The organism is Alsobacter sp. KACC 23698 (genome assembly GCF_045348435.1).
In the GTDB taxonomy this organism is placed as follows: Bacteria; Pseudomonadota; Alphaproteobacteria; order Rhizobiales; family Beijerinckiaceae; genus Alsobacter.
This window is the reverse complement of the sequence record NZ_CP157484.1, coordinates 230,976-253,515: the sequence shown is the minus strand read 5'-3', so window position 1 is coordinate 253,515 and position 22,540 is coordinate 230,976. Positions and strand designations below refer to the sequence as shown.

At 70.5% G+C, this 22,540-nt stretch carries 20 protein-coding genes; 10 read left to right on the top strand and 10 right to left on the bottom strand.

The window, feature by feature from the left end:
- Positions 1–98: 98 nt before the first annotated feature.
- The 6 genes from ABEG18_RS01205 to ABEG18_RS01180 all read right to left on the bottom strand — a co-directional run bounded on the left by ABEG18_RS01205 (position 99) and on the right by ABEG18_RS01180 (position 6,064).
- Positions 99–1,217, bottom strand: coding sequence for a 5-methyltetrahydropteroyltriglutamate--homocysteine S-methyltransferase (locus ABEG18_RS01205; protein ID WP_406856277.1), 1,119 nt, complete (start codon positions 1,215–1,217; stop codon positions 99–101).
- 62 nt (positions 1,218–1,279) lie between these two features.
- Positions 1,280–2,008: an ABC transporter ATP-binding protein gene (locus tag ABEG18_RS01200; RefSeq protein WP_406856276.1), complete on the bottom strand. Its 729-nt coding sequence runs from the start codon at positions 2,006–2,008 to the stop codon at positions 1,280–1,282.
- A complete protein-coding gene (locus tag ABEG18_RS01195) occupies positions 2,001–2,759 on the bottom strand; it encodes an ABC transporter ATP-binding protein (RefSeq protein ID WP_406856275.1) in 759 nt (252 codons plus the stop codon). The genes ABEG18_RS01200 and ABEG18_RS01195 overlap by 8 nt, the downstream gene beginning before the upstream one ends.
- Positions 2,756–3,784: a branched-chain amino acid ABC transporter permease gene (locus ABEG18_RS01190; RefSeq protein WP_406856274.1), complete on the bottom strand. Its 1,029-nt coding sequence runs from the start codon at positions 3,782–3,784 to the stop codon at positions 2,756–2,758. Before ABEG18_RS01190 ends, ABEG18_RS01195 begins: the two co-directional genes overlap by 4 nt.
- Positions 3,781–4,641 (bottom strand): branched-chain amino acid ABC transporter permease, encoded by an 861-nt coding sequence (locus ABEG18_RS01185; RefSeq protein ID WP_406856273.1) that lies wholly within the window; start codon positions 4,639–4,641, stop codon positions 3,781–3,783. The genes ABEG18_RS01190 and ABEG18_RS01185 overlap by 4 nt, the downstream gene beginning before the upstream one ends.
- A 214-nt stretch (positions 4,642–4,855) precedes the next feature.
- Positions 4,856–6,064, bottom strand: coding sequence for an ABC transporter substrate-binding protein (locus ABEG18_RS01180; RefSeq protein ID WP_406856272.1), 1,209 nt, complete (start codon positions 6,062–6,064; stop codon positions 4,856–4,858).
- A gap of 321 nt (positions 6,065–6,385) precedes the next feature.
- Here ABEG18_RS01180 and murA point away from each other — a divergent pair, with 321 nt between their 5' ends.
- The 5 genes from murA (at position 6,386) to ABEG18_RS01155 (ending at position 11,331) form a co-directional block, all read left to right on the top strand.
- A complete protein-coding gene (gene murA / locus ABEG18_RS01175; RefSeq protein WP_406856271.1) occupies positions 6,386–7,642 on the top strand; it encodes a UDP-N-acetylglucosamine 1-carboxyvinyltransferase in 1,257 nt (418 codons plus the stop codon).
- 6 nt (positions 7,643–7,648) lie between these two features.
- Positions 7,649–8,548 (top strand): BadF/BadG/BcrA/BcrD ATPase family protein, encoded by a 900-nt coding sequence (locus ABEG18_RS01170; RefSeq protein ID WP_406856270.1) that lies wholly within the window; start codon positions 7,649–7,651, stop codon positions 8,546–8,548.
- Positions 8,549–8,624: 76 nt separating this feature from the next.
- Positions 8,625–9,539: an N-acetylmuramic acid 6-phosphate etherase gene (locus ABEG18_RS01165; protein WP_406856269.1), complete on the top strand. Its 915-nt coding sequence runs from the start codon at positions 8,625–8,627 to the stop codon at positions 9,537–9,539.
- Positions 9,536–10,324 (top strand): GntR family transcriptional regulator, encoded by a 789-nt coding sequence (locus tag ABEG18_RS01160; RefSeq protein WP_406856268.1) that lies wholly within the window; start codon positions 9,536–9,538, stop codon positions 10,322–10,324. The genes ABEG18_RS01165 and ABEG18_RS01160 overlap by 4 nt, the downstream gene beginning before the upstream one ends.
- Positions 10,321–11,331, top strand: a complete 1,011-nt coding sequence (locus ABEG18_RS01155; RefSeq protein ID WP_406856267.1) for an SIS domain-containing protein — start codon at positions 10,321–10,323, stop codon at positions 11,329–11,331. The genes ABEG18_RS01160 and ABEG18_RS01155 overlap by 4 nt, the downstream gene beginning before the upstream one ends.
- Positions 11,332–11,341: 10 nt before the next feature.
- On the opposite strand, the gene ABEG18_RS01150 is transcribed toward ABEG18_RS01155, so the two are convergent.
- Genes ABEG18_RS01150 through ABEG18_RS01135 form a run of 4 tightly spaced genes read right to left on the bottom strand, consistent with a single transcriptional unit; the run spans position 11,342 to position 15,084 of the window.
- Positions 11,342–11,791 (bottom strand): N-acetyltransferase family protein, encoded by a 450-nt coding sequence (locus ABEG18_RS01150; RefSeq protein WP_406856266.1) that lies wholly within the window; start codon positions 11,789–11,791, stop codon positions 11,342–11,344.
- Positions 11,788–12,612, bottom strand: a complete 825-nt coding sequence (locus ABEG18_RS01145; protein WP_406856265.1) for an ABC transporter permease — start codon at positions 12,610–12,612, stop codon at positions 11,788–11,790. Before ABEG18_RS01145 ends, ABEG18_RS01150 begins: the two co-directional genes overlap by 4 nt.
- A gap of 1 nt (position 12,613) precedes the next feature.
- Positions 12,614–13,564 carry an ABC transporter permease gene (locus tag ABEG18_RS01140; RefSeq protein WP_406856264.1) on the bottom strand — a complete coding sequence of 317 codons (951 nt, stop codon included), beginning with the start codon at positions 13,562–13,564 and terminating at the stop codon, positions 12,614–12,616.
- Positions 13,564–15,084 carry an ABC transporter substrate-binding protein gene (locus tag ABEG18_RS01135; protein WP_406856263.1) on the bottom strand — a complete coding sequence of 507 codons (1,521 nt, stop codon included), beginning with the start codon at positions 15,082–15,084 and terminating at the stop codon, positions 13,564–13,566. The genes ABEG18_RS01140 and ABEG18_RS01135 overlap by 1 nt, the downstream gene beginning before the upstream one ends.
- Positions 15,085–15,211: 127 nt before the next feature.
- Here ABEG18_RS01135 and ABEG18_RS01130 point away from each other — a divergent pair, with 127 nt between their 5' ends.
- The 5 genes from ABEG18_RS01130 to ABEG18_RS01110 all read left to right on the top strand — a co-directional run bounded on the left by ABEG18_RS01130 (position 15,212) and on the right by ABEG18_RS01110 (position 22,461).
- A complete protein-coding gene (locus ABEG18_RS01130) occupies positions 15,212–16,309 on the top strand; it encodes an anhydro-N-acetylmuramic acid kinase (protein ID WP_406856262.1) in 1,098 nt (365 codons plus the stop codon).
- Positions 16,310–16,365: 56 nt separating this feature from the next.
- Positions 16,366–17,280 carry an ABC transporter ATP-binding protein gene (locus ABEG18_RS01125; RefSeq protein WP_406858504.1) on the top strand — a complete coding sequence of 305 codons (915 nt, stop codon included), beginning with the start codon at positions 16,366–16,368 and terminating at the stop codon, positions 17,278–17,280.
- Positions 17,277–18,263 carry an ABC transporter ATP-binding protein gene (locus ABEG18_RS01120; protein WP_406856261.1) on the top strand — a complete coding sequence of 329 codons (987 nt, stop codon included), beginning with the start codon at positions 17,277–17,279 and terminating at the stop codon, positions 18,261–18,263. The genes ABEG18_RS01125 and ABEG18_RS01120 overlap by 4 nt, the downstream gene beginning before the upstream one ends.
- The gene (locus ABEG18_RS01115) at positions 18,260–19,288 is read left to right on the top strand and encodes a serine hydrolase domain-containing protein (RefSeq protein ID WP_406856260.1); all 1,029 of its coding nucleotides are present in this window, start codon (positions 18,260–18,262) and stop codon (positions 19,286–19,288) included. The genes ABEG18_RS01120 and ABEG18_RS01115 overlap by 4 nt, the downstream gene beginning before the upstream one ends.
- Before the next feature lie 263 nt (positions 19,289–19,551).
- Positions 19,552–22,461, top strand: coding sequence for a methyl-accepting chemotaxis protein (locus tag ABEG18_RS01110; RefSeq protein WP_406856259.1), 2,910 nt, complete (start codon positions 19,552–19,554; stop codon positions 22,459–22,461).
- Positions 22,462–22,540: the final 79 nt, after the last annotated feature.

The window sequence follows — 22,540 nt, the reverse complement described above, 5'->3', positions numbered from 1 at the left end:
CCAAATTTGATCCGCCGAAGGGGCCCCAGCGGCCCCTTCTTGCTGAGGTGAACTCAGGACGTCGCGCCCTTTCGGATTGCGCGGGAGCTGTCTCCCACTCAGCCCCACACCTCCCGGCTGATGTCGACGATCATCGCCAGCTTGGCCCACTGCTCGTCCTCGGCGAGCGTGTTGCCCTCCTCGGTGGAGGCGAAGCCGCATTGCGGGGAGAGGCAGAGCTGGTCGAGGGGGGCGTATTTGGAGGCCTCCTCGATCCGGCGCTTGATGTCGTCCTTCTTCTCCAGGACGCCCGTCTTGGACGTCACGAGGCCCAGCACCACGGTCTTGCCCTTGGGGAGGAACCGCAGGGGCTCGAAGCCGCCGGCGCGGTCGGTGTCCCACTCCATGAAGTAGGCGTCGACATTCACCTCGTTGAAAAGCAGGTCGGCGATGGGCTCGTAGCCGCCGCTGGCCACGAAGGTGGAGCGGAAATTGCCGCGGCACAGATGCATGGAGATCACCATGTCGCTCGGCCGGCCCGCAATGGCGGTGTTGATCATGCCCGCATAGATGTGCGGCTGCTTCACCGGGTCGTCGCCGCGGTCGGCCAGCATCTTGCGCTGCTCGGGGTCGCACAGATAGGCGAAGCTGACGTCGTCGAGCTGCAGGTAGCGGCAGCCCTCATGGGCGAAGGCCTGCACGGCGCCGTGATAGGCCGCACCGAGATCGGCGTAGAAATCGTCCATGTCCTCGTAGAGGCCCATATTGATGAGCTTCCGGCCGGACCGGTAGTGCAGCATGCTGGGCGACGGGATGGTGAGCTTAGGCGTCGAGCCCTTGCCGTTCTTCTGCGCGATGTCCTTCAGGGTGCGGAAATGCTCCAGGAAAGGATGACCTGAGAAGCCGATCTTGCCGGTGACGCGCGGCGCCTCGTTCTTCGTCTGCACGCCCGAGAACTGGATGCCCTGGTCCACCTGCACCTTGGTGACGCCATCCAGGTTCCAGAGGAAATCATAGTGCCACCAGGAGCGGCGGAACTCGCCGTCGGTGACGGCCTTCAGGCCCACCTGCTCCTGCTTGGCGACGACCGCGGCGATCTCGCGGTCCTCGACGGCTTTCAGCTCCTCGGCGGAGATCTCGCCGGCGGCGCGCCGGGCGCGGGCCTCCTTGAGGGCCGCCGGGCGCAGCAGGCTGCCGACCATGTCGGCGCGGAACGGAGGGGCGGTGCGGCTGGTCATCGGACGTCTCCCGGAGATGTTGGTGTCTTGAGATGGGCTTGTCGGGCGCGCTGGCCCGGCGGTCAAGCGGCCCCGCGATGGCCGACCCGGCCGGCGACGCCCAGATGGGTCTCCAGGGCCACGCGGTCCGCCGCGAGGGCGGCGCTCGTGCTGGAGTGCACCACCATGCCGCGGTCCAGGATCACGGCGTCGTCGGTGACGCCGAGGATTTTCTGGGCGTTCTGCTCGACGATGATGGCGGTGAGCCCCTCGTCCCGGATGATCCGGCCCAGGGCGGCGAGGAGTTCGTCGACGATGATGGGCGCAAGGCCCTCCAGCGGCTCGTCGAGCAGGATCAGGCGGGGGTTCAGCGTCAGGGCGCGGCCGAGCGCCAGCATCTGCTGCTCGCCGCCGGAGAGCTGGTTGCCCAGGTTGCGGCGGCGCTCCTGGAGGCGGGGGAACAGCTCATAGACGCGCGCCACCGTCCACGGCCCGGGTCGGGCCACGGCGGTCATGTTCTCCTCGACGGTGAGCGACTTGAAGATGTTGCGCTCCTGCGGGACCCAGCCGACGCCCGCCATGGCGCGCTGCTCGGGCCGCAGGCGGGTGATGTCGCGCCCGCCGAGCCGGATCGTCCCGCCCTGATGGGTCGTCACGCCCACGATGGTGTTCATCAGCGTGGTCTTGCCCGCGCCGTTGCGGCCGAGGAGCGCCAGCGAGCGCCCGTCCTGGATCGCCAGCGAGACCTCGTTCAGCACCCGGGCTTCGCCATAGCCGGCGGACAGGCGCTCGAGGGCGAGCAGTTCAGCCATGTCCGGCCTCCCCGAGATAGACCTCGCGGACGCGCGGATCGCGCGCGATCTCCTGCGTAGAGCCTTCCATGAAGAGGCCGCCATTGACCAGCACGGCGATGCGCTGCGCGAAGGAGAAGACGAGGTCCATGTCGTGCTCGATCAGCAGGATGGTGACGTCCTCCGGCAGGCCTCCGACGATGTCGAGGATTTCGTGGCGCTCCTCCTCGGGCACGCCGGCGGCGGGTTCGTCGAGCAGCAGCACGCGCGGCCGGCTGGCGATGGCCACGGCGATCTCCAGCAGCCGCTGCTTGCCGTAGGGCAGCACGCGCGTCTCTTCGCCCATGACATCGCTGAGGCCGAAGCGCTCCAGCACCGCGGCGGCCTCGTCGATCACGTCCGCCTTGGAGCCCGCCAGGCGCCACCACTCGCCGCCATGGCCGAGCCGCTCGGAGATGGCGAGGCCCACCGTCTCCAGCGGCGTCATGTGGGAGAACAGCTGGTTGATCTGGAAGGTGCGGGCCAGCCCGCGCCGGACCCGCCGGTGCTGCGCGAGGCCGGTGATGTCCTCGCCTTCCAGCAGCACCGAGCCGCCGCTGGGCCGCAGGACGCCGGTGAGAAGGTTGATCAGCGTCGTCTTGCCCGCGCCGTTGGGGCCGATCAGGGCGTAGCGCACGCCCTTTTGCAGGCTGAGCGACACGTCGTTGGTGGCGACGAGCCCGCCGAAGCGCTTGACGAGGTTGCGGGTCTCCAGCGCGTTGACGGCGTTCATGCGCGCCTCCGCCGGGCGAACGGCGCCAGGACGCGACGCATGCCGGCGCTGATGCGGTCGCGGCCGGCGAGCACGATGACGACCAGCACGAGGCCGATCCAGAACTGCCAGTATTGCGGCGTGATGGAGGACAGGAAGTCCTGCATCACCTTGAAGATCACCGCGCCCAGAACGCCGCCATACAGATAGCCGACGCCGCCCAGCACGAGCACGAGCATCACGTCGGCGGAGCGCTCGAAATTGAAGAAATCGAGCGAAACGAACTGGGTCGTCTGGGCGCTCAGTCCGCCCGCCACGCCGGCGAAGGCCGCCGCCAGGGTGTAGACGGCGACCAGGCGGACATTCACCGGGATTCCCACCGCGCGGGCGCGCAACGGGTTCAGCCTGATCGCCCGCAGCGCCATGCCGAAGGGCGAATGCACGATGCGCCGCGCCAGCAGGAACAACAGGAACAGAACCGTGAGGCTGTAGACATAGGCGGTGCGGCCATAGAGGTCGAAGTCGAAGAGGCCCAGCACGGGCCCGACCGCGACCCCCTGCAGGCCGTCGGCTCCGCCCGTCAGCCAGGCCTCCCGGTTGGCGACCTCCAGCAGCATCAGGGCGATGCCGAGAGTCACCATCAGGCGGGTCAGGTCGGATCCGCGCAGCAGCAGGAACGAGGTCGTGAAGCCGAGGATCGCGGCCATTCCGGCCGCGGCCGCGAGGCCAAGCAGCGGGTCGCCATAGCCGAATTTGGACAGAAGTCCCGCCGTGTAGGCGCCGAGACCGAAGAAAGCCGCGTGCCCGAGGGAGACGATGCCGGCGAAGCCCAGGATGAGATCGAGCGACAAGGCGAACAGCGCCAGGATGGCGATCTCGTTCATCAGCAGCAGGTGGCGGGGCAGCGCGAAGATGGCGGCGACGGCCAGGAGCCACACCGCGTATTCCCACCAGCGCCAACGGGCGGCGGACTCCATCAGGCGGCGCGGGCTGTCAACGGACGCAGGCGGGCTCGCGGCGACGCCGGGGGCGAGGGCCTCGCTCATCGGGCGGCGCTCCGGGCGAAAAGGCCCTGCGGCCGCCAGATCAGCACCAGCACCATGATGGCGTAGATGATGAACGCGCCGGCCTTAGGGATGTAATATTTCCCGGCGATGTCGGCGACGCCCAGCAGCAGCGCGGCGAAGAACGCGCCAGTGATGCTGGATGCGCCCCCCACGGTCACGACGATCAGGAAGTAGATCATGAACTTGACCGGGAAGGTCGGGTCCATGCCCAGGACCTCCGCCCCGAGCGCGCCGCCAAGTCCCGCGAGGCCGGAGCCGATCGCGAATGTGATGGCGAAGACGAGATTGACGTTGATCCCCAGGCCGCGCGCCACGCGCGGATCGTCGACGGCGGCCCGCAGCCGGCTGCCGAAGCGGGTGCGGACCAGGGCGACCTGCAGCAGCAGCGTCAGCAGCCCGCAGATCACGATGATGAAAAGCCGGTACACGCCGATGCTGCCGCCCAGCAGGTCGATGCGACCGCGCAGCACGTCCGGGATGGTGATCATCTGGGAGCCGGACCCCATCGTGTAATCCACCGCCGAGACGGCCATGAACACGATCCCGATGGTGAACAGCACCTGGTCGAGGTGGCTGCGGTCATAGAGGTGGCGGTAGAGCATGCGCTCCAAAACGACGCCGATCAGGGCGGCGAACAGGAAGGCGATGGGCAGGCACAGGAAGAAGGACACGCCGAGCCGGTTCATCAGCACGGAGGTGACGTATCCGCCCGCCATCGCGAAGGCGCCGTGCGCGAGGTTGACGAAGTTCATCAGCCCGAGCGTCACCGACAGGCCGCAGGCCAGGATGAACAGGAGCATCCCGTAGGCGACGCCGTCAAAGAGGATGGTGACCATGGGGCTGCGGGCTCGTCATTGGGTCTGCAAAGCCGCGACGCCGTCCAACCGGCCCAAGCCCCTCATCCTGAGGCGCAGGGCGGAGCCCTGCGTCTCGAAGGACGAGGGACTCCAGGTCGTACGGCGGTCGAGCGCTCTGGAACCCTCGTCCTTCGAGACGCCCTGCTGCGCAGGGCTCCTCAGGATGAGGGTCTTTGAGGCTGATCTGTCCGCCTTACTGCTTCTTGGCGGCCTTCACGGGGTCCTTGACCTTTTCGATGGTGGCGAATTCCTGGTTGAACAGCTCGCCGCCCACCTTCTCGACCTTGCGGACATAGATGTTCTGGATGATGTCGCGCGTCTCGGGGTCGATCTGCACCGGGCCGCGGACGCTGGTCCAGCTCATGCCCTTCATGGCGTCCAGCAGGGCCTGGCCGTCCGTCGAGCCCTTGGTCTTCTCCAGAGCCTTGTAGACGAGCTGCATGCCGTCATAGGCGCCGACCGCCATGAAGTTCGGGCGGAAGTTGTTGGCCTTCTTGAAGGCTTCCACAAAGGCCTTGTTCTCGGGCGAATCGTGCGAGGCGGAATAGTGGTGGGTGTTGACCACGCCCAGCGCGCTGTCGCCGATCTCGTTGAGCAGGTCGTCGTCGAGCACGTCGCCCGTGGCGATCAGCTTGATGCCGGCCTGGGTCAGGCCGCGCTCGGCGTATTGCTTCATGAAGGTGGCGCCGAAGCCCGACGGCAGGAACACGAACACCGCGTCGGGCGCCGAATCCTTCACCCGCTGCAGGAAGGGCGCGAAATCGGGGTTGCGCAGCGGAACGCGCAGCTCGGCGGTGACCTCGCCGCCAGCCTTGGAGAACGCCTCCTTGAAGGCCTTCTCGGCGTCGATGCCGGGGCCGTAGTCGGACACCAGGGTGACCACCTTCTTGACGCCGTTCTTGGCCGACCACTCGGCCATCGGCACCGTCGCCTGCGGCAGGGTGAAGCTGGTGCGGACGATGAAGGGCGACTGCTCGGTGATGATGGCGGTGGCCGCCGCCGTGACGATCTGCGGGATCTTCGCCTGGGTGGCGATGGGCGCGACGGCGAGCGCCAACGGCGTCAGGCCGAAGCCCATCAGCACGTTGACCTTGTCGTTGACGACGAGTTCCTGGGCGAGGCGCTTGGTGACGTCGGGCGCGCCGGTGTCGTCCTTGACGATCAGCTCCACCTTCTTGCCGGCCACCGTGGCGCCGTTCTGCTGGATCCAGAGCTTCGCGCCCGCCTCGGCCTGCTTGCCGGTGCTCGCGCTCGCGCCGGTCATCGGCAGGATGAGGCCGATCTTGACGCTCTCCTGAGCGGCTGCCGGGCCCGACGCCGCAGCCAAAGCGGCGGCCCCGAGGGCGCCCAGAACGGCCCTGCGCGTGCGGGAGACGGACGTCCCCGGATTGCTTGTCGACATTCGTCGCTCCTCCCAGAGTTTCTTGTTCGTTATGCGAACAACAATTCGTATTGCGAACAGCTTATGATCGGACGTCAAATCGCGTCAAGTTCGCTGCGCGGCCGAGGCGCCATCGCAGCTTTTCGCCCTTAATCAGCCCGTTCGACGCGCAGAATGCAAATGGGAGTTTCAGGGCCGTTGCTGCGCATCGTTCATGAATCGAGCGCTCTGATGCAGTAGGCGGAACGCTGCGGCGCGTGTTTCACGCTGGCGACGCAGCGCGCTCGCGACTAGGGTGGACAGACCAGTTCAGTACCACTTGGACGCGCGGCGGAGGCCGGGATGGAGAGACTCCTGATCGAGGGCGGCCACCGCCTGGAGGGCGCTGTCCAGATCGTCGGGGCCAAGAACGCCGCGCTCCCGCAACTCGCCGCCGCGCTGCTGAGCCCGGAACCTCTCACCCTCACCAACCTGCCCGACGTCGCAGACGTCCGGTCCATGATGACGCTGCTGGAGCATTACGGCGCCACGGTGCTGGCGCGTTCCGGCGCGGTCACGGTCGACGCCGCCGCGGTGGTCAACCGCGAAGCGCCCTACGACATCGTGCGGCGCATGCGCGCCACCATCCTGGTGCTCGGCCCGCTGCTGGCCCGCTTCGGTCATGCGCGGGTGTCGCAGCCCGGCGGCTGCGCCATCGGGGCTCGCCCGGTCGACCTGCACCTGAAGGCGCTGTCCGCCCTGGGGACGACCATCGCGCTGGACGGCGGCTCCATCGACGCGCGCGCGCCGGACGGCCTGCGCGGCGGGCGCATCCTGTTCGGCTCGCCGTCCGTGGGGGCGACCGAGACGGCGCTGATGGCCGCCGTCCTGGCCCGCGGCGAGACCGAGATCATGAACGCCGCGCGCGAGCCCGAGGTCGCGGACCTCTGCGCCTGCCTCGTCGCCATGGGGGCCGAGATCGAGGGCGCGGGCACCCACCGCATCCTGGTCCAGGGCGGCCGGGCCTTGCGCAAGGCCCGGCACGAGATCCTGCCCGACCGGGTCGAGGCCGGCACCTATGCGGTGGCCGCCGCCATCACGGGCGGGCAGCTGGAGCTCACCGGCGCCCGGCTGGAGCATCTGGCCGCCGTGGGCGAGGCGCTGGAGGCGGCGGGCGTCCGGATCTGGCCGACGGACCGCGGCCTGATGGTGTCGCGGCCGGGTCGGCTAAAGGGCGTGGACATCACGACGGAGCCCTATCCGGGCTTCTCGACCGACCTGCAGGCCCAGTTCATGGCGCTCATGACCATCGCGGACGGGGCCTCGATGATCCGCGAGACCGTCTTTGAAAACCGCTTCATGCATGTTCCCGAACTGTCGCGGCTGGGCGCCAACATCACCCTGCAGGGCGCGAGCGCGATGGTGCGCGGCGGCGCGGTCCTGAGGGGCGCGCCCGTGATGGCGACCGACCTGCGGGCCTCCGTCAGCCTTGTCCTGGCCGGCCTCGCCGCGCAGGGAGAGACGGTCGTCAACCGCGTCTACCACCTCGACCGCGGCTACGAATGCCTCGACAAGAAACTCGTGCGCTGCGGCGCGCGCATCCAGCGCCTGCGGGACTGAACCGCGATGCCGACCGCCGACGAGACGCCGCCCTCCCTCCCCGCTGACGCGCTGCTGATCGGCGTCGACGGCGGCGGCACGGGGTGCCGGGCGCGCATCGAGACGGCCGCGGGGGACGTGCTCGGGGCCGGCGTCGCAGGGCCCGCCACGACGCGGCTGGGCGTCGAGGCCGCGCTGGCCTCCATCATGACGGCTTGTCGCGGCGCGCTGGCCGAGGCCGGGCTCGACGAGGCCGACTTCGCCCGCATGCGGGCCGGGATCGGCCTCGCCGGGGCGGGCCGCAAGGGCGCGATCGAGGCGCTGCAGGCCGCGCCGCTGCCGTTCTGCGCGACCGCCTTCGCGACCGACGGGCTGATCGCCTGCATCGGCGCCCATTCGGGCCTGGACGGCGGGATCGTCATCGTCGGCACGGGCAGCTTCGGGCTCGCCCGGGTCGGTGGCCGTGAGCACAAGGTCGGCGGCTATGGCTTCCCGGTCTCGGACGAGGGCAGCGGCGCCGATCTCGGCCTCCAGGCGATCCGTCTGGCGCTGCGCGCCCATGACGGCCGGGTCGACAGAACCGCCCTTCTGGCCGAGGTGATGCACCGTTTCGGCGACGACCCCGTCGAGGTCGTGGCCTGGATGGACAAGGCCACCGCCACCGAATACGCGACCTTCGCCCCGCTCGTCATGCGCCACGCCGACAATGGCGACCCCATCGGCCGGCGCATCGTGCAGGCCGCCGCCGAGCAGGTCGACGGGCTCTGCCGCGCCCTCGCCGAGCGCGGCGCGCCCCGGATCGCGCTGGTGGGCGGCCTGTCCAGCGCCATCGAGCCCTGGCTGGCGCCCGACGTGCGCCGCAGGCTGAAGCCGCTCGACGGCGACGCCGTCTCGGGCGCGCTGTGGATGGCCCGCCGCAACGGCTGAGCGGCGTTCCGCTTGCCGCGGAAGCGAACGGCCCTAGACTGGTATTGTCACTGGTATCATCGAGGACCGCCCCTCCATGCCCACCGAGGACGTCAGCGCGCGCTTTGTGGACCTGGACGAGTGGCCCACCCTCGACGCCGTGGAGGCCATGTATGAAGGCCAGCTCTCCGCCGTCGCGGCGGTGCGGCCCGCGCTGGCCTCCATCGCCCGCGCCGTGGACGACGCCGCGCACGGACTGCGCCGGGGCGGCCGGCTGGTCTATGCCGGGGCGGGCACGTCCGGGCGCGTCGCCGTGCAGGACGGGGCCGAACTGCCGCCGACCTTCGACTGGCCGCTGGACCAGCTCGTCTTCGCCATGGCGGGCGGCCCGAAGGCCCTGATGCGCAGCGCCGAGGGCGCAGAGGACGACGAGGCGGACGCCGCCGCCAAGGTCGAGGCGGCCGGGATCGGCGCCGACGACGTCGTGATCGGTCTGGCGGCGAGCGGCGCCACCCCCTACACGGTCGAGTTCGTACGCCGCTCCACGGCGCGCGGAGCGGTGACGCTGGGCGTCGCCAACAATCCGGCCGCTCCCCTTCTGGCGGTCGCCCGCCACCCGATCCTGATCGAAACCGGGGCCGAGGTGCTGGCCGGCTCCACCCGCATGAAGGCGGGGACCGCCCAGAAGGTCGCGCTCAACCTGTTCTCCACGGCCGTGATGATCCGGCTGGGGCGGGTCTATCGGGGCATGATGGTGCATATGCAGGCCAGCAACGCGAAGCTGCATCGGCGGGCGGAATCCATGGTGGCGCTGATCACCGGCTGCGACGAGGCGGCCGCGGCCGAGGCGCTTCGCCAGGTGGACTGGGACGTGAAGCGCGCCGCCCTCGTGGTGAACGGGATGGATCCCGACACCGCCGGCGTGCTGATCGACCGCCATGGCGGCAGCCTGCGGCGCGCCCTCGCGGCGCTCGAGGGCGCCGACCGGGCGAGCGGAGCCGCGGGCGGATGAGCCTCGACGCGGGCCGCATCACCCTCGACGGGGCGAGCCCCACGCCGCTCTATCTGCAACTCGCCGAGAATTTGCGCGGGCTGATCCGGGGCGGCGCCGTGCGGGTCGGCGAAGCCTTGCCGTCGGAGCGCGAGCTGAGCGCGACGACGCAGATCTCGCGGGTCACCGTGCGCAAGGCCATCGACGCGCTGCTGCGCGAGGGCATGCTGTCGCGACGCCCCGGCTCGGGCACCTATGTGGCGGTCCGGATCGAGCAGCCGGCCTCGCTGCTGGCCGGGTTCTCGGCCGACATGGCCGGCCGCGGCTTCCGGCCCGGCAGCGTCTGGCTGGAGAAGGCGCGCGTGACGGCGTCGGCGGACGAGGCCGCCGCGCTTCGCCTCGCGCCCGGCGGCGCGGTGCTGCGGCTGTCGCGGGTGCGGACGGCCGACGGCGAACCGCTCGCCATCGAACGCGCCGTGGTGGCGGCGGCCCTGCTGCCGCCCCTGGAGGAGATCGGCGACTCGCTCTATGGCGCGCTGGAGGCCCGGGGGGCGCGGCCGGTGCGCGGCGTCCAGCGGCTGCAATCCTCGCTCGCCTCCGCCAGTGAGGCTGAGCTCCTGAACGTCGCCGTCGGCTCCGCCATTCTGCGCATCGAGCGCCGCAGCTTCATGGCCGACGGCGCGCCCGTGGAGGTCACCCGCTCCGCCTACCGCGGCGACCGCTATGATTTCGTCACGGAAATCCGCGATGCCGATGGGCCGGCGACGCCCCGGCCCGCGCGCCACGACGGAGGCAAGCGCCCATGACCACCGCCATGCTGCGGGAGATCCAGGAGATTCCGGACGCCGCCGCGCGCCTGGTCGCCGACGCCGCCGCCATCGGGGCCGCCGCCCGGCGCTGCGCCGCCGCGCCCCTGCCCTTCGCGGTGGTGTGCGGGCGGGGCAGCTCCGGCCATGCGGGGGTCTATCTGCGTTATCTCATCGAAACGCGGCTCGGCGTCGTGGTGTCGGCCTCCGCTCCCTCCATCGTGACAAGCTACCGCAAGCCGTCCGCGATGGCGGGCGCGCTGTTCTTCGTTATCTCGCAGTCGGGCCGCAGCCCGGACCTCGTGGCCGCCACCGAGGCGGCCCACCAGGCAGGCGCGCTGACGGTGGCGCTCGTCAACGACGCCGCCTCGCCGGTGGCGAACGCCGCCCAGGTGGTGATCCCGCTGCTGGCGGGCCCGGAGGCCGCGGTCGCGGCCACCAAGACGGTGACGTCCTCCATGCTGGCCAGCGCCATGCTGATCGGGGAGCTCTCCGGCGACGAGGCGCTGATCGCCGCGACCCGCCGCATGCCGGAGCGGCTGGCCGCGTGCCTCTCGCTGGACTGGAGCGCCTGGGCCGACGCGCTCGGGCCGGCGCGGGCCGCCTTCGTGGCCGCGCGCGGCTACGGCTTCGGTCCGGCGCGCGAGATCGCCCTGAAGCTCAGCGAGACGCTGCGGCTGCCGGCGCTCGGCTACAGCGCGGCGGAGCTACGGCACGGCCCGCGCGCCGCCATCGACAAGGACACGCCGGTGCTGGCGCTGCGCCAGGAGGACGCCACCGCCGCCACCGTCGACGCCCTGACGGCGGATCTCCTGGACGCGGGCGAGCCCATCTTCTGCGCCGGAGGACCGGGATCGGGCCTGCCCTGGATCGGAGACGACCATCCGGTCTGCGATCCGGTCTGCATGCTCGTGCCCGCCTACCGGGCGATCGAGCAGGCGGCCCGGGCCGCCGGGCTCGATCCGGACAACCCGCCCTTCCTCAGCAAGGTGACGCGGACGCTTTAGGGCGGGGCCGTCAGCCTTTCTCGTAGAACACGCAGGCGTGGACGCCGCCGACGACGTCGCGCTCATAGGCGCGCGTCAGCCGCCAGCCACGGCGCTCGTAGAAGGCCCGGGCGGCGTGGTTGTCCCTGAAGCTCTCCAGCGAGCGGGCGCCCCGCGCCTCGGCGTCGGCCAGCAGGGCGGCGCCCGCGCCGGTCCCCTGCGCGGCGGGGTCGACGAACAGCATGTCGAGATGCGTCCCGGTGACCATCGAGAAGGCGACGACGGCGCCGTCGCGGTCGGCCACCCGCATGCGGTCGAGCGAGGCCGTGAAGCGCTCGGCCAGATCCGCGGGCGTGCGGGCCGCGAAGAAGGCCTCGCCCACGATGGACGAGAAGGCCGCCCGATAGGATGCGTCGGCCACCCGCGCCAGCGCCGCGACGTCTACAGGCCGAGCGTCCCGGATCGTCAGCCAGCCGCTCACTCGCGCCCCCTCAGGCGCGGGTCCAGCGTGTCGCGCAACGCGTCGCCGAGCAGGTTGAGCCCAAAGGCGAGCACCAGGATGGCCGCGCCGGAGAACACCGCGCTCCAGGGCGACAGCATCAGGAAGTTGCGTCCCTCCGACAGCATCAGCCCGAGCGAAGGCGTCGGCGGCTGCACCCCCAATCCGAGAAAGGAGAGCGAGGCCTCGACCAGGATGGCGGAGGAGAGCAGCAGGCTCGTCTGCACCAGCACGACGCTGGCGAGGTTGGGCAGCACGTGCATGGCCATGATCCGGGCGTCCGACGCGCCCACGGCGCGCGCGCCGGTAACGTAGTCGCTCTCGCAGATCACCAGCGCTGGGCCGCGCAGGAGGCGGGCGAAGATCGGCGTATACACGACCGCGATGGCGACCGCCGCCGTGGAGGACTGCGGCCCCAGCACGGCCACAACCCCGATCGCGAGCAGCAGGACCGGGAAGGCGAAGAGCACGTCCATCGCCCGCATCACGATGCGGTCGGTCCAGCCGCGATAGAAGGCGGTCACCAGCCCCAGCGCGCCGCCCACCATCAGCGCCGTCCCGACCGCCGCGACCGACACGGCCAGCGAGGCGCGCCAGCCATGGATGATGCGCGACAGAACGTCCCGTCCGAACTGGTCCGTGCCGAGCCAGTGCGCCGCGCTCGGGCCCTTGAGGCGGGCGATCACGTCCTGCTTCAACGGATCATAGGGGGCGACCTGCCCGGCGAAGAGCGCTATCAGCACCTGCAGGGCGACGAAGGCCGCCGCGAAGGCCAGCAGCGGACGGCGGCGCAGGAACCCCACCTCAGGCCCTCACGCGCGGGTCGATGACGACGTAGAGCATGTCGACCAGGAAGTTCACCAGGACGAAGCCGAAGGTCACCACCAGGATCGCCCCCTGCAGGAGCGGGTAATTGCGCTCCGCGATCGCGCCGAGGATCAGGCGGCCGAGCCCCGGAATGGCGAAGACCTGCTCGACCACGATGGCGCCGCCCAGCAGATAGCCCGTGTTCACCCCCACGCTGGTGACGAAGGGGATCAGGGCGTTGCGCAGCGCGTGCTTGTAGAGCACCTGGCGCTCGCTCACCCCCTTGGCCCGGGCCGTGCGGATGTAATCCTGGCCGAGCGCGTCCAGCATGGCGGAGCGCACGAGGCGCGAGAGGCCGGCCAGCAACGGCAGCGCCAGCGCCACCGCGGGCAGGACGAGGCGGCCGAGATTGCCGAGCGGGTCCTCGCCGAAGGGCACGTAGCCCAGCGCCTGCAGGCTGGGGGCGAGCGTGGCCAGCGTCAGGATCATGACGATGCCCAGCCAGAAGGACGGGATCGTCAGCCCCGCCACGGTGAGCACCCGCAGGGCGCCGTCGGCGAAGCGGCCGCGCAACCGCGCCATCAGGACGCCGGTCGGCACAGCGAGCCCGGCCCCGATGGCGAGCGCCAGCACGGTGAGCTGGATGGTGGGCCAGACATGGGCCGCGATCTCCTGCAGGACGGGCCGCCCGGTCCACAGGGACGCGCCGAGATCGCCGCGCAGGGCGGCGCCGATCCAGGCGAGATATTGCGTCAGGATCGGCTGGTCGAGGCCGATGCGCGCCCGCAGGGCCGCGATGCGCTCGGGCGTCACCTCCGTGTTCGCCCCCAGCATGATCGCCACCGCGTCGCCGGGGATCAGCCGGATCATGACGAACACGATCGCGGAGACGCAGAGCAGGACGACCGCGAGGTCGAGGACCCGGCTGGCGAACAGGCGCGCCGTCATCACTTTCCGGCGGTCGTGTCGGCCAGGTAGCTCAGCGAGCGGTTGGACATGATCTCAAAGCCGGTCACGTTGCTCCGCATCGCGGTGAAGAGCTGCCCATAGGCCAAGTGCGCGATCGGGCCGTCGCAGGCGAGCGCCTTCTGGACCTGGGCGTACTGGGCCTTGCGGCTGGCCGGGTTCTGATTGGCGCGGGCCTTGTCCAGGAGGGCGTCCACCTCGGGGTTGGAGTATTTGAACACGTTTGTGGAGCCGCCCGTCCGGAAGGTCCGGTAGAAGTAGTCGTCCGGGTCGGGGCTGCCGGCGTTGGTGGAGGCGAAGAGGTCGAAGTTCCCGTTGCGCCAGTCCTGGATGAACTGGCCGAGCTCCGGGGTCTTCAACTCCACCTTGATCCCCGCCGCGCCGAGCTGCTGCTGCACCACCTGCGCGATGTCCTTGATGTCCTGCCGCGGCAGGACCGTCATCGTCACGCTGATCGGCTGGGCGACGCCGCTGTCCTTCACCAGCGCCTTGGCCTTGGCGAGGTCGTGCTTGTAGCAGGAGAACTCCTTCACGTCGGTCGCCCAGTCCTTCAGGGCCGGCGACAGGGGCCCGCCCGGCACGCCGGCGCCGAACAGCGCGGCCTGGATGATCTCGTCGCGGTTGAGCGCGGTGTTCACCGCCTCGCGCAGCTTGGGGTTGTCGAAGGGCGGCTTGGCCGTGTTGAAGCCGATCAGCGTGTAGGCGAGCTCCAGGGTTTCGGCCAGCTTCACGCCGGGCTTGCCTTTCAGCTGCAACGCGGTGGCGGCGTCGATGTTGGGCAGCATGGCGTATTGGCCGCTGCCGACGCCGACCTGCCGGGTGGCGGATTCCGGCACGATGTTCATCTTCACGCCGTCGAGCTTCGGCAGGCCCTTGCGCCAATACGCGTCGTTGCGGGCCAGCGCGATGAAGCCGTTCGGCTGCCACTCCTTGAACTTGAACGGGCCGGTGCCGACGGGCTGCTTCTGCAGGCCGTCCTTGTCGGCCTCGAACCCGCGCGGAACGATCGCCAGCGTCGCAAGCGAGGTCAGCAGCGGCGCGGAGGGCTCCTTCAGCTTGAGCTCCACCGTGCCGGCGTCCGGCGCGGCGACGCTCTCCACCGCGGCGAGGCGGCTCGCCAGCGGCGAGGCGATCTCCTTGGCCATCACGCGCTTCAGCGAGGCGACGACGTCGGCGGCTTCCATGGGTGCGCCGTTGTGGAAGGTCACGCCGGGGCGCAGCTTGAAGGCGTAGGACTTGCCGTCCGGCGACACCGTCCAGGACTCCGCCAGCCCGGGGCCGACGCGCAGGTCCTTGTCGATGGCGGTCAGGCCCTCATAGATCGTGCCGTTGACGACCATGAAGGACGCGAAAGCGGTGATGATGTGCGGATCGAGCCCGGCGGGCGACTGGTCGATCGCCAGCTCGAGAACCTGCGCGAGCGCCGGCGAGGCGCCCGGCGCCGCGGCGGTCAAAACGGCCCCGGCGGCCAGAAACGTCGCCCTGAGAGCGTTGCGCACCATCGATCGCCTCCATCCTTTGCTGTTGCGGGACGGTAGGCCGCCATAATACCCATTGCAAGCCGCCGGCCCGAGCGGGCGCGGCCCAGGAGCCCGGCCCCGATCCTCTACCCCGACTGGAGCGCGACCCATGCAGGACGAAGCCCTCACCACCGCCATCGGGGCGATCAGCGGCACCTCCATGGACGGCATCGACGTCTCGATCGTCGACACGGACGGCGACGCGCGGGTCACGCCGGGGCCGGGCCGGACCTATCCCTATTCGGACGCGCTGCGGGCCCAGCTCCTCGCCCTCATCGCCGACCCGGTGCGGGCCGAGACCGGCGAGCTCGACGCCCTGGAGGCGGCGGTCAGCGACGCGCACGCCGCCGCGATCGCGGACTTCATCCGAGACTTCGACATCGAGAAGAGCAATGTCAGGGTCGTCGGACTGCACGGCCAGACCGTCTATCATCGGCCCGAAAAGCGTTTCACCCGGCAACTCGGCGTCGGCCAGCGGGTGGCGGCGGCGCTCGGGATCGACGTCGTCAACCGCTTCCGGCACGCCGACGTGGCGGCCGGCGGCGAAGGCGCGCCTTTCGCCCCGCTCTACCACCGCGCGCTTGCCTCGACGCTGGAGCAGCCCGTGATGGTGCTGAACCTCGGCGGCGTCGGCAACGTCACCTATATCGACGGCGACGTGGTCATCGCCTTCGACACCGGCCCCGCCTCCGCCCTCCTGGACGATTTCGTCATGAAGCGGCTGGGCCGGCCCTATGACGAGGGCGGCCGGCTCGCCGCGTCCGGCGTCGCCAACGCCGCCATGGCGGCGGAACTGATGCGCCACCCCTATTTCGACCGCCCGGCGCCGAAGTCGCTGGACCGCAACGATTTCCACGCCTGGGCCAAGGCCGTCGAGACGCTGTCGGACGCGGAGGGCGCGGCGACCCTGGCGGCCTTCACGGTCGCGTCCGCGGCGGACGCCGTGCGGCACACGCCCAAGCGTCCCTTGCGCTGGTTGGTGACGGGCGGCGGGCGCCTCAACGGGACCTTCATGCGCCTGCTGCAGGAGAAGCTCGGCGTTCCGGTCGACCCGGTCGAGGCCGTGGGGTGGAACGGCGACTTCATCGAGGCCCAGTGCTTCGGCTACCTGGCGGTGCGCTCGCTCAAGGGCCTGCCGCTCAGCCTTCCGACCACGACGGGCGTGCCGGCGCCGATGACGGGGGGCGAGCTCTGGCGGGCGGCGTGACGGTTCCCTCGCCCGTCCTGGAGGTCGCCGGGCTCAGCCTCGCGGCGGGTGGCCTCATGCTGGTGGAGGACGTGTCCTTCGCGATCGGGCCTGGCGAGATGCTGGGGCTGGTGGGCGAATCCGGCTGCGGCAAGAGCATCACGGCGCTCTCGGTGCTGCGGCTTCTGCCGAGCCCGCCGGTGCGGGTCGCGGCGGGCGCCGTCCGGGTCGGCGGGGTGGACGTGCTCGGCCTCGGCGCGGAGGACCTGCGGAAGCTGCGCGGCGACCGGGTCGGGATGATCTTCCAGGAGCCGATGACGTCGCTGAACCCCGTCTTCACGGTCGGCGAACAGATCGCCGAGGTGTTGGAGATCCATCGCGGGCTGCCGCGCGCCCTGGCCCTGTCCCGCGCGGCCGAGCTGCTCGCCCTGGTGGGCCTGCCCGCGCCGCGGGAGCAGCTGGAGCGCTATCCGCACCAGATGTCCGGCGGCCAGCGACAGCGCGTGATGATCGCCATCGCGCTCGCCTGCGAGCCCAAGCTGCTCATCGCCGACGAGCCCACCACCGCGCTGGACGTCACCGTCCAGGCGCAGATCCTCGCCCTCATCGACCGCCTTCGGCGCGACATGGACATGGCCTGCCTGCTGATCACCCATGATCTCGGCGTGGTGGCCGACGTGTGCGACCGTGCGGCCGTGATGTATGCGGGACGCATCGTCGAGGAGGCCGCGGTCGACCAGCTCTTCACCGCCCCCCGGCACCGCTACACGCGCGCGCTCATCGAGACGACGCCGGCCTCCAACCCACCGGGCGTCCGCCTGCCGTCGATCCCCGGCATGGTGCCGCCGCCCGGCGCGCGCGGGGGCTGCGCTTTCGCGCCGCGCTGCGCGGCCGCCCTGCCGGTCTGCCGCGTTTCCTTGCCCCAGCTGGACGGCGCGGACGGGCATCGGGCCGCTTGCTGGAACCCGGCGACGACCGAGGCGGCCGCATGATCCCGCTCCTGGACGTGCGCGGGCTGACCAAGCACTACGCCGGCGCCCATGGCCGCGTGCTGCGGGCGCTGGAAGACGTCAGCTTCACGATGGCGAAGGGCGAGGCGCTCGGCGTGGTCGGCGAATCCGGCTGCGGTAAGTCCACGCTCGGCCGCACGCTGCTGAAGCTCACCGAGCCCACGGCCGGCGCGATCCTGTTCGAGGGCGAGGATCTCGCCCCGCTGTCGCGGCGGGCCATGACGGCGCGCCGCCGGCACATGCAGCTGGTGTTCCAGGATCCGTTCGGCTCGCTCAATCCTCGCCACAAGGTGGCGACCATCGTGGGCGAGCCGCTCGCCATTCACGGTCTGCCGGGCGGCCTCGCGCGCGTGCGCGAACTCCTCTCCCTGGTCGGCCTGCCGGCCGACGCCGCGGACCGGCATCCGCACGAATTCTCCGGCGGGCAGCGCCAGCGCATCGCCATCGCGCGGGCCATCGCGCTGTCCCCGAAGCTGCTGGTGGCGGACGAGCCCGTCTCCGCCCTGGACGTCTCGATCCAATCGCAGATCATCAACCTGATCGCAGACCTGCGCCGCCAGTTCGGGCTGGCGCTGCTGTTCATCAGCCATGACCTGTCGGTCATCCGCCATGTCAGCGACCGCGTCGCCGTCATGTATCTCGGCCGCATCGTCGAAATCGGGCCGATGCAGGCGCTCTTCGACCGCCCGGCCCATCCCTATACGCGGGCCCTGCTCTCCGCCGCGCCGCGCCGGCCGGGCGAGCCCCGGCGGGAGCGGATCGTGCTGGAGGGAGACCTGCCGGATCCCTCGAACCCGCCTTCCGGCTGCGCCTTCCATGGCCGCTGCCCAGCCGCCATGCCGCGCTGCTCGGTGGAGCGTCCGGCGTTGACGGAGCGGCGGATGGAGGACGGCGGCGCGGCCGTGGCGGCCTGCCATCTGCACGCGCCGGTGGGCGCGCCCATGTCCAGCGAGGCCGCCGCATGAACCTCGACGAGATCGCCGACCGCGCGTTCGCGCCCGTGCGGGACGCCATTGCGGAAAGCCGCATCCCCGGCGCGGTGTTCGGCGTCGTCGACGGGTCGGGCGCCAAGGCTCTGCGCTGGGCCGGCGCGGCGCAGGTCGAACCCGTGCGCGAGCCGATGGCGCGCGACACGATTTTCGACCTCGCCTCCCTGACCAAGGTGGTTTTCACGACCCGGCGCCTCCTCGACTTCGCGGCCGAGGGTCGGATCGACCTCGACGCGCCGCTCACGACGGCCATCCCGGATCTGAGGCAATACGACGTCGGCGGCGCCCCTGAGCGGCGGCTCACCTTCCGGCAGTGCCTGGCCCACCAGACGCATCTGCCCGCAGTCGAGCCCTTGTATACGTACGGGCAGGATTCGCATACGTTGCGCGCCTTCGTGCTGCAGCGGGCGTGGCGAGCCGGCCCTCCGGTCTATTCCGACATCAACTTCATCCTGCTCGGCATCGCCATCGAACGCCTCACCGGCGCGCCGCTCGCCGACCAGCCTGTTCCGGAGGGCTTCACCTTTCGTCCGGACCCGGCCCGCTGCGCCGCGACGGAACGCTGCAGCTGGCGCGGCCGCGTGATGCGGGGAGAGGTCCACGACGAGAACGCCTTCGCGCTGGGCGGGGCGTCCGGCCATGCGGGCCTGTTCGGGACCGCGGACGCGCTTCTCGACGTCGCGGCCGACATGCTGGCCAGGGCCGCGGCCGGCGACCCGCGCGACGCCCCGCTCTGGAGGCGCGAGGCCCCGACCCGCAGCCTTGGATGGGAGATGGCGCATCCGGGCTGGTCCGGCAGCGACGCCTGCTCGCCGCGGACGATCGGTCACACCGGGTTCACCGGCACGGGGTTGTGGGTCGACCCTGACTCGCGGCGGGCCTGGACGCTCCTGACCAACCGCGTTCATCCAAGCCGTCACCGGGAGAGCGGCATCGTCGCGCTGCGCCGCGCCGTCGGCGCCCTGGTCGGGGAATCAACCGTCAAGCCTTCGCCGGATTAAAGTTCTTCAGCTCGCAAATACAAGTCTACTGGAGCAACCGACTACAACCTAAACGCGTCGAGAGAGAATCGAAGCTCTTTCGACGCTTCAAGAAAATGCAAAACCTGAACCGTTTGTAAGTAATTCCAGCCGAGTCTGCGACGGACACGAGAAGCCCGGCGCCGATCGACTCCGCCCCTCTTCGGGACGATTCACCAGGACGACGGGACGATTCATTCCAGAGCCGCCCATTTGGGCGGCGCGCCCCGCCCAGGTGACCCCCTATGTCCTCCGTCCTTCGTGCGTTCTCGAAGCTCTCCTTCAAAGTCCCCGCCATCGTGCTCAGCGGCGCGGTGGTGAGCGCCGTCGCGGTCGGGACCATGGCTTTCCAGATCGCGCGCCGCTCGGCCGTCGAGCAGCTCCAGACGAGCCTGCAGTCGACGGTGCAGAACCGGGCCATCTCGCTCGAGCGCTACATGCGCCAGGCGCAGACCAATCTGAGGCTCGTGTCCGAGACGCCGACCATCTTCGAGGCGCTCAGCAACCTGGGCAACGACTACAAGTCGAAGGGCGCCGAGGCCGAAGCGCTGCTTCAGAAACTCTATATCGACGACAACCCCTTCAAGGACGGCGAGCGCTGGAAGTACAAGGGCGAGCAGGACGACACGAGCTACGGCTTCTATCACGAGAAAGTCCACAAGACGCTGGACCAGTATCGCCAGCAGTTCGAATTCGCCGACATCCTGATCATCGATCCCGCCGGCAACGTCGTCTATTCCGGCGTGAAGAACAGGGACTTCGGAGCCAATGTCGTCTCCGGCAAGCTGAAGGACAGCCCGCTGGCGCGGGCTTTCGCGCAGGCCATGCAGAAGGCCGGCGCCGGCGACGTCGCCTTCGTGGACACGCAGCCCTATGCGCCGATGGGCGGCGCCCCGACGAGCGTGCTGGCCAAGGCCCTGGTCACCGATGCGGGCGTCTCCATGGGCGTGGTCGCCGCGACGCTGACCGCCGCGTCCATCTCGCCCACCATCAACCGCCAGATCGGCGAGACCGGACAGCTCTTCGCCGTCGGAGCCGACGGCCTGTCGCGCACGCAGCTGGTCCTGCATTCCGAACCGACCGCCGGCAAGCTGCGCTACGAGGCGCCGGCCGTGAAGGCGGCGCTGGCCGGCCAGACGGTCAATGGCCAGGACATCGGAACGGGCGGCGAGCCCTCGGTGATCATCGCGGTTCCGGCCAAGGTGCCGGGCGGAACCTGGGCGATCGTGGCCGAACAGACGCTGCGCGAGGTCGAAGCGCCCCTCATCGCCATGGGCAAGCTGATCGCCCTCGTGGCGGCCGGCATCCTGGCCGGCGTCGCGCTGCTGGGGTGGCTGGCGTCGCGCACCATCTACCGGCCGATCTCGGCGCTGAAGGACGCGGTCGGCCAGCTCGTCAAGGGCGAGACGGTCGAGATCGCGGCGACCGCCCGGGCCGACGAGATCGGCGAACTGGCGCGCTCGCTCAAGGTGATCCACGAGACCGGCCTGGCCTCCGCCCGCATCCGGTCGGCGCTCGACAGTTCGCCGGCCATGATCATGATCACCGACGCGGATGAGCGCATCGTCTATGTGAGCCGCTCGCTCGACCGATTCCTGCGCGGCGTCGAGCATTGCTTCAAGGCCGGCCGGGCGGACTGGTCGGTCGACGGCCTTGTCGGCTCCCCGATCGCCCAGGCGCGCGACAACCCCGCTCTCCAGCGCAGCGAGCTGGGCGAGGCGGGCGGCGCGACGCTGCTCCAGTACCGCATCGGCGGCTACACGCTGAACATCGCCATGACGCGGATCGAGGGCCGCGACGGCGAAGCCATCGGCCAGACCATCGAATGGCGGAACGTCACCGAGGAACTCGCCGTCCAGTCGGAGGTGGCCGCGATGGCGGCGGCCGCGGCGGCCGGCGACTTCAGCCAGCGCGTGCCGCTGGAGGGCAAGAACGGCTTCATGCGCGACCTCTCGGCCGCCATGAACGAGATGAGCGCGGGCGTCGACGCCGCCACGAGCGACCTCGCCGCGGCGCTCGGGGCTCTGTCGCAGGGCGACCTCACGCATACGATCTCGGCGGAGTACCGCGGCCGCTTCGGCGAGCTCAAGGAAGCGCTCAACGACACGGTGGCGCGCCTCGCCGAGACCGTCGCCGCCATCCAGACCACCGCCGTGGACGTCGGCGGAGCGGCCCGCGAGATCAATGCAGGGGCGGACGACCTGTCCCGCCGCACCGAGGAGCAGGCTTCCTCGCTGGAGGAGACCGCCGCCACCACCGAGGAGCTCGCCGCCTCCGTCAAGGCGTCGGCGCAATCCTCCCGCCAGGCCGTGGACCTGGCCGAGGAGGCCATGCGGGTCGCCGAGAACGGCGGCGCCATCGTCACCCAGGCAGTCGACGCGATGTCGCGCATCGAGCAGGCCACCAAGAAAATCTCCGACATCACGTCGGTCATCGACGAGATCGCCTTCCAGACCAACCTGCTCGCCCTCAACGCCGCCGTCGAGGCCGCCCGGGCCGGCGAGGCAGGCAAAGGCTTCGCGGTCGTGGCGTCGGAGGTCCGCACCTTGGCTCAGCGCTCCAGCGACGCCGCCAAGGACATCTCCGGGCTGATCGCGTCCTCCGACCAGGAGGTGTCGAACGGGGTGAAGCTGGTGCGCGCCGCGGGCGATGCGCTGGACCAGATCGTCAGCGCCTCCCACAAGGTGGCCAGCACGGTGGGCGACATCTCCAGCGCCGCCAGCGAACAGGCCAACGGCATCGACGAGATGAGCCAGGCCGTGGCCCACATGGACGAGATGACCCAGCAGAACGCCGCGCTGGCGGAGGAGAGCGCGGCTTCGGCATCGGCGCTCGCGTCGCAGATCGAGCGGCTCAACGAGGTGGCGGCCACGTTCAAGACGCATCATCGCGCCGAGAGCCGCGCCGCAGCCGGCCGGCCCCAGGCTTCCTCGGAGCCGGCGCGCCTGCGCCAGATCGCGGCCGAGGCCTTTTCGCGACCGCCAGCCGAGACCTCGTCGATGAAATCCTCCGGCGCGACGCCCTCGGCTGCCGGCCCGACGTCCAAGGCGCCGGCCCGGCTCACCAGGGCTCAGGACGAGAAGGGGTCGACCCCGCCCGCAAGGCGCGCCGCCGCGGGACGGAAGGCGCCCTCCAGCGCCTGGGACGAATTCTAAGTCCGTCGCCTACGGTCCCGGAGCCGCGAGGCCCCGGGACCGCAAGACGCTGACAAATCGTCATGCACCTCAAAATTGA